This is a genomic window from Streptomyces sp. NPDC028289 (genome assembly GCF_055565975.1).
In genome coordinates this window covers 142,612-158,186 of the sequence record NZ_JBVHTI010000005.1, presented here as the reverse complement: position 1 = coordinate 158,186, position 15,575 = coordinate 142,612, and the positions used below count along the sequence as shown (strand labels likewise).

The 15,575-nt window shown below is 71.2% G+C and carries 15 protein-coding genes and 1 tRNA gene; 11 read left to right on the top strand and 5 right to left on the bottom strand.

The genetic code is table 11. From position 1 onward, the window contains the following. The first annotated feature begins 403 nt into the window (after window positions 1-403). Window positions 404-1,078 carry a bifunctional DNA primase/polymerase gene (locus ACZ4UV_RS25500; protein ID WP_351494759.1) on the top strand — a complete coding sequence of 225 codons (675 nt, stop codon included), beginning with the start codon at window positions 404-406 and terminating at the stop codon, window positions 1,076-1,078. 55 nt (window positions 1,079-1,133) lie between these two features. Then, the gene (locus ACZ4UV_RS25495) at window positions 1,134-1,697 is read left to right on the top strand and encodes a hypothetical protein (protein WP_451016952.1); all 564 of its coding nucleotides are present in this window, start codon (window positions 1,134-1,136) and stop codon (window positions 1,695-1,697) included. Window positions 1,698-1,953: 256 nt separating this feature from the next. On the opposite strand, the gene ACZ4UV_RS25490 is transcribed toward ACZ4UV_RS25495, so the two are convergent. The 3 genes from ACZ4UV_RS25490 to ACZ4UV_RS25480 all read right to left on the bottom strand — a co-directional run bounded on the left by ACZ4UV_RS25490 (window position 1,954) and on the right by ACZ4UV_RS25480 (window position 4,792). Continuing rightward, window positions 1,954-2,943: a DUF5926 family protein gene (locus ACZ4UV_RS25490; protein ID WP_451016951.1), complete on the bottom strand. Its 990-nt coding sequence runs from the start codon at window positions 2,941-2,943 to the stop codon at window positions 1,954-1,956. A gap of 142 nt (window positions 2,944-3,085) precedes the next feature. Continuing rightward, window positions 3,086-3,724 (bottom strand): ATP-binding protein, encoded by a 639-nt coding sequence (locus ACZ4UV_RS25485; protein WP_451016950.1) that lies wholly within the window; start codon window positions 3,722-3,724, stop codon window positions 3,086-3,088. 240 nt (window positions 3,725-3,964) lie between these two features. Beyond that, window positions 3,965-4,792: a glycerophosphodiester phosphodiesterase gene (locus tag ACZ4UV_RS25480; RefSeq protein WP_451016949.1), complete on the bottom strand. Its 828-nt coding sequence runs from the start codon at window positions 4,790-4,792 to the stop codon at window positions 3,965-3,967. 257 nt (window positions 4,793-5,049) lie between these two features. Here ACZ4UV_RS25480 and ACZ4UV_RS25475 point away from each other — a divergent pair, with 257 nt between their 5' ends. Next, complete coding sequence (locus ACZ4UV_RS25475; protein WP_467840909.1) at window positions 5,050-6,525, top strand: S1C family serine protease; 1,476 nt, start codon at window positions 5,050-5,052, stop codon at window positions 6,523-6,525. Between the two features lie 60 nt (window positions 6,526-6,585). Then, a tRNA-Ser gene (locus tag ACZ4UV_RS25470) sits at window positions 6,586-6,670 on the top strand. 87 nt (window positions 6,671-6,757) lie between these two features. On the opposite strand, the gene ACZ4UV_RS25465 is transcribed toward ACZ4UV_RS25470, so the two are convergent. Further along, window positions 6,758-7,387 carry a TetR/AcrR family transcriptional regulator gene (locus ACZ4UV_RS25465; protein WP_451016947.1) on the bottom strand — a complete coding sequence of 210 codons (630 nt, stop codon included), beginning with the start codon at window positions 7,385-7,387 and terminating at the stop codon, window positions 6,758-6,760. 151 nt (window positions 7,388-7,538) lie between these two features. On the opposite strand from ACZ4UV_RS25465, the gene ACZ4UV_RS25460 reads away from it, so the two are divergent. From ACZ4UV_RS25460 to ACZ4UV_RS25445, 4 genes are all read left to right on the top strand, one after another. After that, complete coding sequence (locus ACZ4UV_RS25460) at window positions 7,539-9,197, top strand: MFS transporter (RefSeq protein ID WP_467840905.1); 1,659 nt, start codon at window positions 7,539-7,541, stop codon at window positions 9,195-9,197. Window positions 9,198-9,289: 92 nt separating this feature from the next. Further along, entirely contained in the window at window positions 9,290-10,192 is a 903-nt protein-coding gene (locus ACZ4UV_RS25455; RefSeq protein ID WP_451016946.1) for an NmrA family NAD(P)-binding protein, read from the top strand. Window positions 10,193-10,483: 291 nt separating this feature from the next. Beyond that, window positions 10,484-10,786 (top strand): hypothetical protein, encoded by a 303-nt coding sequence (locus ACZ4UV_RS25450; protein ID WP_451016945.1) that lies wholly within the window; start codon window positions 10,484-10,486, stop codon window positions 10,784-10,786. 73 nt (window positions 10,787-10,859) lie between these two features. Then, entirely contained in the window at window positions 10,860-11,732 is an 873-nt protein-coding gene (locus ACZ4UV_RS25445; protein WP_451016944.1) for a GNAT family N-acetyltransferase, read from the top strand. A 40-nt stretch (window positions 11,733-11,772) separates the two neighbouring features. Here ACZ4UV_RS25445 and ACZ4UV_RS25440 read toward each other — a convergent pair whose 3' ends face one another. Further along, window positions 11,773-12,648: a bifunctional DNA primase/polymerase gene (locus ACZ4UV_RS25440; RefSeq protein ID WP_451016943.1), complete on the bottom strand. Its 876-nt coding sequence runs from the start codon at window positions 12,646-12,648 to the stop codon at window positions 11,773-11,775. Window positions 12,649-13,009: 361 nt separating this feature from the next. Here ACZ4UV_RS25440 and ACZ4UV_RS25435 point away from each other — a divergent pair, with 361 nt between their 5' ends. The 3 genes from ACZ4UV_RS25435 to ACZ4UV_RS25425 all read left to right on the top strand — a co-directional run bounded on the left by ACZ4UV_RS25435 (window position 13,010) and on the right by ACZ4UV_RS25425 (window position 15,574). Next, window positions 13,010-13,327: a hypothetical protein gene (locus ACZ4UV_RS25435; RefSeq protein ID WP_390043762.1), complete on the top strand. Its 318-nt coding sequence runs from the start codon at window positions 13,010-13,012 to the stop codon at window positions 13,325-13,327. Window positions 13,328-13,503: 176 nt separating this feature from the next. Next, window positions 13,504-14,673: an acyl-CoA dehydrogenase family protein gene (locus tag ACZ4UV_RS25430; RefSeq protein WP_451016942.1), complete on the top strand. Its 1,170-nt coding sequence runs from the start codon at window positions 13,504-13,506 to the stop codon at window positions 14,671-14,673. Continuing rightward, window positions 14,657-15,574: a bifunctional MaoC family dehydratase N-terminal/OB-fold nucleic acid binding domain-containing protein gene (locus ACZ4UV_RS25425; RefSeq protein WP_451016941.1), complete on the top strand. Its 918-nt coding sequence runs from the start codon at window positions 14,657-14,659 to the stop codon at window positions 15,572-15,574. The genes ACZ4UV_RS25430 and ACZ4UV_RS25425 overlap by 17 nt, the downstream gene beginning before the upstream one ends. Window position 15,575: the final 1 nt, after the last annotated feature.

Below are 15,575 nucleotides of genomic sequence, written 5' to 3'. Positions count from 1 at the left end.
GTACTCGGAGAAGGCCAGGGGCGGTTGGGGACCACCCGGAACCTGGCGACGGACCCGGGCGTCTTAACCACCGACGACCGTGCCCCATCCTCCCGTGGCGGAGGCGGAGAGAAACACTCGGAACGGCAAAACGCCAGACTTCGCCACCCCCACGCCGTGGCCGTGCTTTTGATAGACGCAGTACGAGACGCAGTACGAGACGCAGTACGAGCAGTACGCGGTACGAGCAGTACGACGCAGTTCTTGTGAACGCGGGCGCGGCCCCCGCTCGACCCCGATGGGGTTCCCCTTGCCCAGCGCAGGGGTGTGATGCGCCAACAGGTACGCACAGTGAAGTGATCGACACATGGTGTGATGTGGTCCACGGTGTTGCCAGCGGTGCAACGGAAAGGAACGAGCGCTCATGCGCGAGATCCTCGGAAGGCGACGCAGGCTCCTGTCCAGGCGGAACGACAAGGGACCTGAGCTTCTCGGCGCGGCCCTGACCTTCGCGACGGAATGGCAGTGGCCCGTACTCCCGGGCGTGGCTCCCGACCCTCAGGGACGGGCCCGGTGCGCGTGTCCCGACCCCGAGTGCACGGTGCCCGGTGCACACCCCTTCGACCCCGGCCTGCTCGCCGCCACCACCGACGAGCGCATGGTGCGCTGGTGGTGGGGGAACCGGCCGACGGCCCCGATCGTCCTCGCCACCGGAGCCGCCGGCGGCAAGGCACCCTGCGCGGTCAGCCTGCCGGCCCTCGCCGCCTCCCGCGCCCTCGCCCTCCTCGACCGCCGCGGCATGCGCCTCGGTCCGGTGGTCGCCGCGCCCACCCGCTGGGCGCTGCTCGTCAAGCCGTACTCCATGGAGCAGCTGGGCGAGCTGCTCTACGCCAAGGACTTCGTCCCCGGCTCGCTCCGCTTCCACGGCGAGGGCGGCTATCTCGCCCTGCCGCCCTCCGAGACCGGCCAGGGCGCCATCCGCTGGGAGCGGGCCCCGCTGCCCGGTTCGGCCAAGCCCTGGGTGCCCGATGTGGAGGCCGTGGTGGACGCCGTGGTCGACGCCCTCACCCGTACGGGTGTGAGCGCACCCGAGTTGTAGGGGGTGTCGGGCGCGCGAACCCGGCTTGCCGCGTCCGCCTGGTTACCCTCCGCACATGAACGTGCGTCTCCTCGCCCTCGCGGGCGTCATGGTGTGCGCGGTAGCGCTGCCGCTGGCCGTGGCGTCCGCAGGACAGGTGGGCGACTCCGCCGCACACCCCGCCCGGCACGACGACGAGAAGCTGCCGTTGCCCGTCCGGTCCCCGCTGGTGCTCGGCCTGGGCCTGGCCACGGCCGCCCGCTGCGGTCCCGAACTCACCTCGCCGGACGGCGTCGAGGCGCAGACCTGTGTGATGGCCCAGGGCGCGGACACCTGGGCGCGGACCTACTACCGCAACGCCACCGGAGCGGCCCTGGAGGGCGTGCTGAGCCTCCTGGGCCCGCACGGCCGCACCGTGCAGACGCACTGCGCCGCCGACGCCGCGGCCGACGACGAGCCCGCCACCTGTGAGACGCCCCGGGAGCACACCCGCGGCGCGCTGGACGCCTACACGGCCGTCACGGAGTTCGCGGCACGCGGCGGCGACGGCCCGCTGCTGCTGCGCTCCGCGAGCAACTCGGGGGACGCCGGTCCCGGGGACCCCTCCGCGGACAACTCCCTGCGTTCGAACGGGAGTTGACGAACCGCTGCGGTCCGTACACCGGACGCGGGCATGAAAAGGCCCGATTGCTGGCGACGGGGGATGCACCAGCAACCGGGCTACTGAGACGGTAACAAGAGATCGGCGGTTCGCAAATTCGATCTCGGCTATTCGGACACGTATTTGCTTGCCGTGTAGGGATGTTGTGACAGGAGTCACCCGAGTCGACGGGCCTGGTGCGGCTGACCGACCGGTCAGCCGCAACCCTGTGCCCGTGCTGCTCGCCGACTGATCGTCAGCTGAGCGTGACCTGTCGGTTGGTGAGTCCGCCGCGGGCCCGCCGCTCGTCCGCGGTGAGCGGTGCCTCCGAGGCCAGGGCGGCCGCGAGCCGCTCGGCGAACTCGGCGGCAGGCTTCTCCACGTCCTCCGCGCCGACCCCGCTCGGCAGGTCCCAGACCGGCACGGTGAGGCCGTGGGCGCGGAAGGAACCGACCAGCCGGGTCCCCTCGCCGAGGCTGGACCGGCCCGCCGCGTGCAGCCGCGCGAGAGCGTCCAGAAGCTGCTCCTCGGGGTACGGCATGACCCACCGCAGATGGTTCTTCTCGGGCGTCTCGCACCAGTAGGCGGAGTCCACGCCGGTCAGCTTCACCGTCGGGATGGCCGCCGCGTTGGCCCGCTCCAGGGAGGCGGTGACGTCCGGGGTGGCGTTCTCCGCGTCCTGCACCCAGAACTCGAAGCCGTCGTGCACAACTGGCTCGAACGGGCCCTTCGGGTCGAGCAGGTCCTGCAGCCGGGGGCTGTCGGCGGGGGCGCGGCGGCCCTGAACCGGGGTGCCCGGCTCGGCGACGAGGGCGCGCTGGAGGGTGTCGGCGAGGTCGCGGCTGATGTCGCCGGAGGCCGTGTCGTTCTGCAGGCCGAGCAGCACCGTGCCGTCGTCGCGGCGCAGCGCCGGCCAGGCCATCGGCAGCACCGTGGCGAGCGTGACCGAGGGGACGCCCTCGGGCAGACCGTCCTTCAGGGCCAGCTCGACGGTGGCGGCGGGGACCAGTTCGCGCAGCGCCACCCAGTCGCCCTCGCCGGCCAGTCCCTCGAACGGGCGGTGCACCAGCTCGGTCGCCGCGTGCGCCGCCGCCCGGCCGTGGCAGGCCTTGTAGCGGCGGCCGCTGCCGCAGGGGCAGGGCTCACGGGCACCGACGACCGGAATGTCTCCATCAGCGCCTCCGGCGCGGGCGGCATCGCTGAGCTGCGGCCGCGTGGCCGTCGTCTGGGGTCGCTTCTTGGCCATCTGGGTGTCTCCCGGTTACGGCTCGTCTCGTACGGGCGGGAGCCTAGCCGTTCATGCCCTGGACCACGGGAACCTGTGGACAACGGCGCCGACACGGCCCGTACGGCCCATGGGTCCTGCGGGCGGAGGCGCCGCCGAGGACTCAGTCCAGGTCGTCGAACGCGTCCGCGAAGTCCAGGTCACCCATCTCCGCGACCGGCGGCGCCATGACGCGCGTAGCGAAGGCGTCGCGGCGGTCCCGGGGGCCCGGACCGAGCACGTCCTTGTGGACCACGACCCAGACGGTCACCTCGCCCCGGGCATCGTCCCTCACGCCCCAGTCGTCGGCCAGGGCCGTGATGATGTTCAGCCCGCGGCCGCCGTGCGCCGTGACCGACGGGGTCATCGGGGCCGGGCGGGTCGGGCCGCCGCCGTCCGTCACCTCGACGATCAGCCGGCCGCGCGTGTCCACCTGCCAGGCGGCCCGGACGTCGCCGTCCCCGGCCAGTGCGTCCCCGAGGGGGCGCCCGTGTTTGCAGGCATTGCTCAAAAGTTCGGAAAGGATCAGTACGGCATCGTCGATGACCGCTTCTGACAGGCCGCCCGAGCGCAACTGATCGCGCATGCGGTGCCTCGCCTTCCCCACGCCCGCAGGGCCATGGGGTACGGCCATGCTCGACGACGTGGGCACCTCCTGTGCCACCACCAACGCCACCCCCGAGACCTCCTTTGCCCCACGCCACGGTGTGGATGCCCCATTGGCCTGAACCGGAAACCGGCCAATGAATGCCCGGTGACGCATTCGCAACGAACGAATACGCGCCGAACGCGCCGGAGCACTCCCTGTGACGGGTCGTCGCCATATCCCCCGGATATGGCCACGTGTGGCTGAATTTCGATGGTGTGGCCGAGAAGTGAGGATGCTGTGAGCGGGCTTTCGGGTCAAGAGGTACGAGGTGTCCTTACGTGACTCTTTATCTGAGCCCTGGTCAGGAGGGGTCCCCGTGCACCGTCCCCCGGGCTGCACCATCGACCGGCGCGCTCAGCGCCCCAGCCGGCCCAGCACGGCCGCCGGCCGGTTGGTGATGATCGCGTCGATGCCGAGCTCCACGCACAGGTCCACGTCCTCCGGCTCGTTCACCGTCCAGACGTGCACCCGGTGGCCGTTGCGCTGCAACCGTTCGACGTAGGCCGGGTGATTGCGCACGATCCGGATCGAGGGACCCGCGATCCCCACCCCGGCCGGCAGCCGCCCGTCGCGCAGCCGGGGCGAGAGGAACTGCAGCAGATAGACCGTCGGCAGCGTCGGCGAGGCCGCCCGCACCCGGGCCAGCGACCGCGCGGAGAAGCTCATGACCCGCACCGGCGACTCGGCGGGGGCGGCCGGAGCGTCCAGCCCGAACCGCTTGAGCAGGACCAGCAGCCGCTCCTCGACCTGCCCCGCCCACCGCGTGGGGTGCTTGGTCTCGATCGCCAGCTCCACCCGCCGCCCGGCGTCCGCGACCAGCTCGAGCAGCCGCTCCAGCGTCAGTACGGAGGTGTCCGCGCGGTCCTCGGGCCGGAACTCCCAGTCGGGCTCCTCGTCCCGCCCGCGCCACGCCGGCCCCTTCCGCCACGAGCCGAAGTCCAGAGCGGTCAGGTCCGCGAGCTCCAGCGCCGAGACCGCCCCCCGCCCGTTGGACGTACGGTTGACCCGGCGGTCGTGGACGCACACCAGGTGGCCGTCGGCGGTCAGGCGTACGTCGCACTCCAGGGCGTCGGCGCCGTCCTCGATGGCCTTCCGGTACGCGGCCAGCGTGTGCTCGGGGGCGTACTCGGAGGCCCCGCGGTGCGCGACGACCTGGATGCGATGCTGTGGTGCGTGGGTCACCGCGACATGGTGCCACCGAGCGGGGGTACCTGGGGGCATCACGGATGCCGGTAAAGAGAACTTTTGTCGGACAAGCACTATATAAAGGTTGTCCGTGTACCCACAGCCACCGCTTATGGTGCTCTGACGGCCTGTGGGAAAAGCTGACGGCATACAAAAGCACGTGCACAGCTGAATCGCGCCGGACCGACAGCAAGCGTGAAAGAGCGTGACCGAGTGCGACCGAGAAGAAAAGCCGTGGACCGAGGAGAGAAGCTGTGAGCACCGAGAACGAGGGCAACCCGGTACCCCCGGCCCCGTCCGCACCTCCCGTGCCGCCGTCGTCTCCCGCTGCCTCGCCGCAGGCAGCCGCGTCCGACGGCGGGGAAGCGCCGACCACCCCGATCCCGCCGACGCCCCAGAGCGCGCCCGGCGCGCCCGCGGGCGACCCTTACGCGACCGCACCGCAGGCCCCGGACGCCTCCTGGCCGCCCCCGCCCCCCGCGACCCCCTCCTACGCGGACCCGGGCGCGGGCGCCGGTGCCGGCTGGGGCTCGTCGTACGACCAGCAGCACCAGCAGTACCAGCAGCAGCCGTTCCAGCAGCCGCAGCACGCGCCGAAGAAGGGCAGCGGGCGCGGCGGTCTGATCGCCGCCGTCCTGGTGGCCGCACTGGTCGCGGGCGGCCTCGGCGGAGGCATCGGCTACACGCTGGCCAAGAACAACGACGACGGCGGCTCCACGACCATCTCCTCGACCTCCAGCGGCGGCGCCACCCAGGTCAAGCGCGCCGCCGGCACCGTCGCGGCGGTCGCCCAGAACGCGCTGCCCAGCACGGTCACCATCGAGTCCGAGGGCACCAACGGAGAGGGCGGCACCGGCACCGGCTTCGTCTTCGACAAGCAGGGCCACATCATCACCAACAACCACGTGGTCGCGGACTCCCTCGACGGCGGCAAGCTGACCGCGACGTTCCCGGACGGCAAGAAGTACGACGCCGAGGTCGTCGGCCACGCACAGGGCTACGACGTCGCGGTGATCAAGCTCAAGAACCCGCCGTCGGACCTGAAGCCGCTCGCCCTGGGCGACTCCGACAAGGTGGCCGTCGGCGACGAGACGATCGCGATCGGCGCCCCCTTCGGCCTGTCCAACACGGTCACCACGGGCATCATCAGCGCCAAGAACCGCCCGGTCGCCTCCAGCGACGGCAGCTCCACCAGCAAGGCGTCGTACATGAGCGCCCTGCAGACCGACGCCTCCATCAACCCGGGCAACTCCGGCGGCCCGCTGCTCGACGCCTCCGGCGCGGTGATCGGCATCAACTCCGCGATCCAGTCCGCGTCCAGCGGCGGCCTGGGCAGCACCGGGCAGTCGGGCTCGATCGGCCTCGGCTTCGCCATCCCGATCAACCAGGCCAAGTACGTGGCCCAGCAGCTGATCAAGACCGGCAAGCCGGTCTACGCGAAGATCGGCGCATCGGTGTCGCTGGAGGACGGCACCTCCGGCGCGCAGATCACCGACTCCGGCTCGGGCGGCTCCGCCGCGGTGGAGTCGGGCGGCCCCGCGGACAAGGCCGGCCTCAAGCCCGGCGACGTCATCACCAAGCTGGACGACAGGGTGATCGACAGCGGCCCGACCCTGATCGGGGAGATCTGGACCCACAAGCCCGGCGACAAGGTCCAGATCACCTACAAGCGGGACGGCAGCGAACACACGGTCACCCTCACCCTCGGCTCCCGCGTCGGCGACAACTGACCCCCACCCGCCCGCGGGAACCGGTTACCCTGTTCTCCGCGCCGATCTCCGTCGGCGCGGGGTGGGTTGCCCGAGCGGCCTAAGGGAACGGTCTTGAAAACCGTCGTGGCGCGAGTCACCGTGGGTTCAAATCCCACACCCACCGCATGTGATTGACGGCCCCTGACCAGGCAAGACGGTCAGGGGCCTTCGCTGTGCGCAGGACACCGCCGTTCCCCCCTGGTCTCGTGCTCTATCGGGCATGGCCGGGGCCCGGTTCGGGCACGGCATGAGGGGTCTGCGGTTCGTGCGGGGTGTTCTCGGTGAGCGCTGTGCGCGCGGCCTGCAGCAGTTCTTCGGAGATCGGGTTGCCGCGGGTGGCGCGGGCGAGGACGAGGGCGCCGACCATGGTGCAGAGCTGGGCCATGCCGTCGTCGTCGCCGGTGGCCAGCCGAGCGGCACGGTTGCGCACTCCGCCGATGTAGACCTGCTGGGCGCGGGCGGCCTGTTCGGGTTCGCGACCCAGGTCGGCGGCGAATCCGGAGACGGGGCAGCCCTCCGCGGGGTGATCGCGGTGCCAGACCGAGAGGTAGTCCTCGATCAGCGTCCGGCGGGCGGCCTCGTGCTCTCCGGTGTCTTCTGTGTCTTCCTCGAACGCCATGGCCGAGTGTGCCGCCTGCTCGGCGAAGGCGTGGGCGATCGCCTCGTCGACCAGGTCCTCCTTGGAGGCGAACTGCTTGTAGAACCCCCCGTGGGTGAGCCCGGCGGCCTTCATCAGATCGGCGACGCTGACCGAGGTGCCCTTCTCGCGGAACATCCGCGAGGCGGTCGCCACGACGCGCTGCCGGTTCTCCTGTGCCTGCGCCTGGGACACGCGGCCCATGCGATCACGCTCCTCAGATAGATGTCACTTGCCATCTATTCTATCCGCTGTTTAGATTATAAATGACATCTATTTAGGGTGGGGGTCGTCGTCCGAGGGAGACGGCCTGCTCCCGGCAATCGCAGAACCACCGACTCCTCTGGAGACCCACGTGGCATCACCGCCCACCCCCACCGGCTCCCCGACGCCTGCCCAGTCCACGCCATCCGTACCGCCTGCCCCCCGACGAAGGGTTTCCGAGGCGGTCCACCGTCGGCGCTGGGCCATCCTGACCGTGCTCTCGTCCAGCCTCCTGGTGGTGATGCTGGACAACTCGGTCCTCAACGTGGCGATGAAGACCATCGCCCAGCCCGCCCCCGTCGGACTCGGCGCCACCCAGAGCCAACTGGAGTGGGCGGTCAACTCCTACACGCTGGTCTTCGCCGGACTGCTCTTCACCGCGGGCCTGCTCGGCGACCGGCTCGGTCGCAGGAAAGTGCTGCTCTTCGGCATGCTGGTGTTCGGCGCAGGATCCGCGCTGTCCGCGCTGTCGGACTCCTCCGGGCAGCTCATCGCCTTCCGCGCCGTGATGGGCTTCGGCGGCGCCTTCATCCTGCCCGCCACCCTCGCGATCATCATGAATGTCTTCGAGCGTGACGAGCAGCCCAAGGCCATCGGCATCTGGACGGGCGTGGTCGGTTTCGCCATCGCCGCCGGCCCCATAGCCGGCGGCGTCCTGCTGGAGCACTTCTGGTGGGGCTCGGTCTTCCTGGTCAACGTGCCGATCGTGGTCGCCGCGATGGTGGCGATGGTGGCGATCGTCCCCGACTCCAGGGACCCCAGGCCCGGCCGCCTCGACCCGTTCGGGGTGCTGCTGTCGATCGTCGGACTGGCGCTGCTGGTCTACGGCATCATCAAGGGCGGCCAGCTGGGCGACTTCACCCGGCCCGAGTCCTGGGTGTCGATCCTCGCCGGCCTGGCGGTCCTCGCCGGCTTCGTGGTGTACGAGGCCCGCAGCGACCATCCTGCCCTCGACGTCACCTACTTCCGCAACCGGCGGTTCTCCGCGTCCGTCGCCGCCATCGGCCTGGTCTTCTTCGCCCTCATGGGCGTCACGTTCTTCAGCGTCTTCTACAACCAGAGCGTTCGGGGCTACAGCGTCCTGCAGTCCGGTCTGCTCGTGCTGCCGCTGGCCGCCTCCCAGATGTTCTTCGCCCCGCGGGCCCGGCTGGTCGTGGGCCGTTTCGGCGCCCGGGCCGTGTGCGCCACCGGGCTCGTCGTGACCGCGGTGGCCTTCGCGGGCTTCCTGCTGCTCGGCCAGGACACCCCCGTCTGGGTGCTGGAAGTGCTGTTCTTCCTGATGGGCACGGGAATGGCCCATGTGATGCCGCCCGCCACCGTCATGATCATGTCGTCGCTGCCGCCGGAGAAGGCCGGCTCCGGATCCGCTGTCAACAACACGTTCCGGCAGGTCGGCGGAGCCATGGGGGTTGCCGTGCTGGGGTCGCTGCTGTCCACCGCGTACCGCAACGGCATCGACAGCCACCTGGGCGCACTGCCCGCCTCCGACCGGCACGCCGCAGGTGAATCCGTGCAGGCGACCCTGGCTGTCGCCGAGAAGCTGGGACCGGCCGGCAGGGCGCTGGTGCGGCCCGCGAACGACGCTTTCATCCATGCCATGCACATCACCGCCATGGGGTCGGCGGCCGTCGCCCTGGTCGGCGCGGTCGTCGTGCTGGTCTTCCTGCCGGGCAAGGCCCCGGCTGTGGCCGTCGACGGTGACGAGTCCCGGAGCGAGACCGGTCGAAACCGCCATCCCGATCAGCTGTGACGTCGCCCCGGCCGACGCCCTGCCGGCAGCACCGCCGGCGCTCTGCTCACACCTCAACTCACCTATTCCGTTGCTCTGAAGGAGATCGACCCATGAATGCCGACAACCTTGTTCTCATCCCCGGCGCCGGCGGTGTAGGCCGCACGGTCTTCGAGCACCTGCGTGCCCACGACGTGCCGGTGCGGTTCATGGTCCGCCGCGAGGACGAGCGGGCGGCTGAGCTGCGGGCGGTCGGCGCGGAGGTCGTCATCGGCGACCTGACCCGGCCCGAGACGGTGGCGGCCGCGCTGCACGGGGTGACGCGGATGTACTTCGCCATGCGCGTGTCACCGGACCACCTGCTCGCGGCGACCGTGGTGGCCTCCGTCGCGAAGGAGTGCGGGACTCTGGAGGCCCTGGTCGACCTGTCGCAGATGACGGTGTCGCAGATGACCGCCACCAGCACCGAGGAGTCGCACCAGCAGCGGCTCCATTGGCTGGCGGAGCAGGTCTTCGACTGGTCCGGCCTGCCCGTGGTGCACATCCGGCCGACGGTGTTCCTGGACTCCCCCCTGTTCACGACGATGGCGGCCCGATCGATCCGGGAGAACGGCACGATCGCGCTGCCGTTCGGCACCGGACACACCTCACCCGTCGCCGTCGACGACGTCGCCCGGGTCATCGCCACCGTGCTCCGCGACCCGGCCCCGCACATCGGACAGGTCTACGAGCTCACCGGGCCGCGCTCGATCGAGATGACGGAACTGGCCGCGGAATTCTCCCGCGCGCTGGGCCGGCCGGTGTCCTACGTGGACGTGCCTCCGCAGCGCTGGGACGCACAGCTCCCGAAGCTGGGGATGCCGCCGCACCTCGTACAGCACATCGCCACCATGGCGAAGCTGCACCGGGACAACCGCTACGACCGCACGGCCGACGGCGTCGAGCGCGTGACGGGTACCCCCGCCCGGTCGATCGAGGCGTTCGTGGCCGCCCGCAGAGACTTCTACCTGGGCTGAGCCGCGTTCGGCAGCCGGGGAAAGCGCACCGTCCGCAGCGCTCACCGCCTCGCCTCGAGACGGGAGGGGGTCCGGGGCACGGCGGTCGGACGCGGCCATTCCCGCACTGTCCCGGCAGGCCTGCACGACACCGACCGGCTGCGCGCATCTCAGCCGGCGATCAGCGGCCTCACCTGTGCCTATACGATCACCGGCCACGAAGCGTTCGGTGATCGCGCTGGTCAGCGGGGGGCAATCACGCTCGCCATGGGCGGGTACGCCGTCGGGGCGACGCGTGACGACGGTGCATCCGTGCGGTCCGTCGCCTGCGAGCAGGCGAAGAAGGAGTACACCGGGCGGGCCGGTCGGCTCCGGAAGCAGAAGCAGCGGGAAGCCCGTGGCGAGGCCTGCCTCAGCTCCGTCCATCCGGACATGGAATCGGCGCAGGTGAAGATCCGCGGTCCGATCGTGGACCAGAATCCGACATGTTCCGGCGCCGGGACGCGCGCGACGGCGGCGTATCTGCGGCAGCACCGAACCCAGGGCGAGGAGGCCGCCGCCGCGTGTGAACTCGCCGGCGTCCCCGCCGAGGAGCGCACCATCTCGGTTGGCTGAAACGGGCGTTCGCGTGTCACTCCGCTCGGCGGCCTCCGGTTGCCCGCACGACCGGAGTGGTAAAGCAGCGGGCATGCGTTCATCCGACTGGTACCTGACCCACGACGTCGACGAATTCCTCGCCCGCGCCGGGGAGTTCCTGCGTTCGCGTCCCGGCCCGCACGTCATGCAGTCGACGTGGGCCGAGCGAGTGCGGGCGCGGGGGGCCGCGGCGTTCGGCGCCGACGTTCCCGTCTTCGGGATGCTGGAGCGGGGTGGCGACGTCCAGGCCACCTGCTACCGCCTCCCGCCTCGCGGGTTCGGCCTCTCCCCGCTCACGCCCGAGCAGGCCGACTCCCTCGCCGCTCACCTGGCCGACCTCGGGGACGCCCTGCCCTCCGTCAGCGCGGACCACGCCACGGCCACCGCTTTCGCCGAGGCCTGGCAGCGGCGCACCGGCGCGACGCCGAGGCTCCGTGACACGCGGCTGTCCCTGTACCGCCTCGGCACGCTCACCCCGCCGGACCCGCTGCCGGCAGGCCGGGGCCGCGTCCTGGGCGAGCAGGACCTGGAGCAGACCATGTTCTGGTGCGCCGAGTTCGCCAAGGCCGTCGGGGAGGACGTCGTCATCGACGCCGGCACCTGGTCCGGCACGCGCTTCGCCGACAAGACCTACACGCTCTGGGAGACACCGGACGGCGCTCCCGTCTCCGTCGCGGGCATGAACCCGCTGATCGGCGGCCAGATCCAGGTGGACGTCGTCTACACCCCCTCCCACCTGCGCGGACGCGGCTACGCGGCAGCCGTGACGGCGGAGGTGAGCCGGGCCGCGCTGGCCGCGGGCGCGCAGGACGTCGTCCTGTTCGCGGACCTGTCCAACCCCAGCAGCAACGCCCTCTACCAGCGCCTCGGATATGTCCGGCTCAGCGAATGGGTCGGGTACGACTTCTCGGCAGCCGTGCGGTGAGGAGGCCGCGCAGGTAACGGCGTTCGGTTTTCGGGGCCTCTCAAGGCCGGTGGCCGGTCATGCGGGCCGCTGATGCGATGGTCGCGCGGGCCTCCTGTTCCGTCAGGCCCGTGTGGACCGCCGCGTCGATCAGCGGAGCCCGCAGGGCCCGGCCGATGCCGTTCTCGTAGGCGCGGCAGGCCGCCCAGAAGAGGCGGGTGTTGCGCTGGCCCTCGTGGGCGGAGAGCACGAACTGGACCAGGCCCTGGCCACGGTTGCCGACCGAGGGGTGGGTCGCGGGGTGGGGTGCGCGCGGGGGCGGGAGCAGGAGGCGGAGGAGGGACGGGGGGCAGGGCGCGGGGACCAGGTGTTCGGTGCCGGGGGCGGTGGCGTAGACGCCGTGGTCGGTGCGGGAGCCCGGGCCGACCAGGTAGCCGCCTGCACCGCGGATGTCGATGCCGGGGGCCAGCCGGCCGGCCGAGTTGGGGATCACGGCGTCCGGCGGTCCGGTCAGCCAGAGGTGGCGGCCGCCGCTCGGGGTGAGGACGACGACCGTCGGCGGGATGGTGAACAGGTGCCGCAGGGCCAGCTCGCGCAGGGCGGCCGTGGAGTCCGTACCGCCCTTCACGTCGAGGTCGACGCCGATGAGGCGGTGCGGGGGCAGGCCGCAGGCGATGCCGTAGCCGGTCGCCCAGGGCGCCGCGGCGAACAGTTCGCGGATGCGGGACGGGTCGGTGGTGGCGTCGTACACCCCGTGGCCGGGGTGGCCGCACTCGCCGTGGCAGGGCGGCAGCGCGGGTTCGGGGTCGTGGCGGTGCGGGGAGCGCAGGGCCGGGAGTTTCGTGCGGGACAGGGGGATGACGGCCAGGCCGCGCTCGGCGGCTGACAGGGCGTGTGCGAGGGCCAGCGTCGTGGCCTGCCGGTCGGTGGTGGCCATGCCTCCATGTTCGTACGTACGTTCGAAAAAGGGAAGGGGGTGCCGGTGTGACACGCCGAGGGCGGGGGCCTGGGCGCGGATCGGGGCCGGAACGGTTTTTCCCTTGAGGGGGCTGATGGATGCAGATGTCCTGACTGGTCACGACTGATGCGGAAGTCGACCAAAGATGGTGAAAGGGGTTTATCGACTTGTCATCACGCTTGAGGGCGAATAACGGCTTCCGGGATGGTTCGCCGGGGATTCGGTGGGCAACTCTGGTCTCGCGACGTCGATGACACCCACCGAGGCGGTCGGCCAACTGCCCCGGAAAAAGCCTTACTTGACGTACTTCCGGCACAGCCGGGCTCTGAGAGGAAACAACATGGCAAGCATCCGTACCGCCCGCGTTCTCGCCGCCGTCTCCGCCCTCCCGCTCGCCGCCGCCCTCTTCGCCGGTGTCGCGGCCGCGGACAACGGTGCGTTCGCGGACAACGGATCGAGCGCCAACGCCGGCTCGGCGGGCATCATCGGCAGCGGGGTCGGTCACAACAACAACGGCAACTCCTCCACCACCCAGCAGAACGCGGTGGGCAACCACGCTTCGAACCAGAGCAACACCGCTCAGGTCAAGGGCTCCGCGTGGACCGCGATCCAGCAGGGCAACGACAACGTCGCCGTCCACTTCACCCAGCTGTGGTAAGCCACGCCTGAGCCCTGGTGGGGTGTGGTCTGTGGGGATGGGCAGTGCGTCCGCGCGGCGGTGCTTCGGCACCGCCGCGCAGGCGTTTCCGGCTCCTCCTGCCACCCCCTCTCCGCCCCTCCGACGCCCCCTCTCGACCTTGACAGTGAGCCATATCTGACGGACAGTCAGAAACCATGCATCTGGCCCCCACCGAACGCCAGCAGCGGCTCCGTGCCGAACTCCGTGCCTACTTCCGGTCCTTGATCCCGTCCCCGGCCCCCGAGGACCCCGCCGAACGCCGTGCCCTGCTGCGCCGCATCGGTGCGGACGGCCTGCTCGGCCTCGGCTGGCCCGTCGAGTACGGCGGTCAAGGACGGGGCGCCGACGAGCAGTTCGTGTTCTTCGACGAGGCGTACCGGGCCGGCGCCCCCGTCTCGATGGTCACCCTGAACACGGTCGGGCCGACGCTGATGAAGTACGGCAGCGCGGAGCAGAAGGCCCGCTTCCTGCCCGGCATCCTCCGCGGCGAACTCGTCTTCGCCATCGGCTACAGCGAACCCTCCGCCGGCACCGACCTGGCCGCGCTGAGCACCCGGGCGGTACGGGACAGCGACGGCTGGCGGATCGACGGGCAGAAGATCTTCACCTCGGGCGCCCAGCACGCCGACTGGATCTGGCTGGCGTGCCGCACCGACCCCGAGGCGCCCAGACACCGCGGCATCTCGATCCTCCTGGTCCCCACGGACGTGCCCGGGTTCTCCTGGACGCCGATCGAGACGGTGGGCGGCCAGATCACGACGGCGACCTACTACGACGGTGTCCGCGTCCCCGCGGGCAACCTGGTCGGCGCCGAGCACGACGGCTGGTCGCTGATCACCAACCAGCTCAACCACGAGCGGGTCGCCCTCGCCGCGACCGGTATGCAGGCCGAGGACTTCTACGAGGCCGCGCTCACCGCCGCCCGCACCCCCGATCCGGTGACCGGGCGGCGCCGCGTTGACGAGCCCTGGGTGCGTTTCCGGCTGGCCGAGGCGCATGCCCGGCTGGCGGCGAACCGCCTGCTCAGCTGGCGTCTGGTGGGGGACGCGGGGGCGGGCCGGGTGGCCCCCGCGGAGGCCAGCGGGGTGAAGTTCACGGGAACGGAATCGGCAGTCGCGACGTATCGCATGTGTCAGGAGATCGTCGGCGAGGCGGCATTGGTCCGGTCCGGCTCGCCGGGGGTGTTCGGGGACGGCGGGCTGGAGCGGCTCAACAGGGCGGCGCAGATCAACACGTTCGGGGGCGGGGTGAGCGAGGTGCAGCGGGAGATCGTCGCGACGATGCGGCTCGGGATGCGGAGGGGTGGCCGTGGCCGGGGGGACTGACGAGCTGGGGGCGCGGCTCAAGGCGTACGAGGGGCAGCCGGCGTCCCGGGAGGGCACCGGCAAGGACCCGGTCAACCTGCCCATGATCCGGCACTGGTGCGAGGCGATGGGCGACGCGAACCCGGCGTACCGGGGGGCCGATGCGGTCGCCCCGCCCACCATGCTCCAGGCCTGGACGATGGGCGGCCTCTCCGGGAACACGGCACGCACCGGTGCCTACGACGAGATGTCCGCCCTGCTCGACGCGGCGGGCTGCGTCTCGATCGTCGCCACCGACTGCGAGCAGGAGTACCTGCGCCCGCTGCGGCCGGGCGACGAGCTGGTCTTCGACACGGTGATCGAGTCGGTGTCCGGGCGGAAGACGACGAAGCTGGGCACGGGCTACTTCGTCACCACGCGCACGGACATCCGGGTCGGCGAGGAGCTGGTGGGCGTCCACCGCCTCCGCGTCCTCAAGTACGCGCCCGCGGGGAAGCCGGCCAAGGCTCCGCCGCGCCCCCGCCCGGTGGTCAACCGGGACAACGCCGGCTTCTGGGAGGGCGTGGCCGAGGAGCGTCTCCTCGTCCAGCGGTGCGCGGACTGCGGCACCCTGCGCCATCCCTGGCTGCCGGGCTGCAACGCCTGCGGCTCCCTCGACTGGGACACGGTCGAGCCGTCCGGCGAGGGCACGGTCTTCTCGTACGTCGTGATGCACCACCCGCCCTTCCCGGCCTTCGACCCTCCCTACGCGGTCGGCCTGATCGAACTCGCCGAGGGCGTGCGGATGGTGGGCAACGTGGTGGGGGTGCCGTACGACAAGGTGCGGATCGGGCTGCCGGTGCGGGTGGAGTTCCGCCGGTACGACGATGAGGGCGGGGCACTGACCCTGCCCGTCTTCCGGGTCCTCGGCGGGGAGGCCTGAC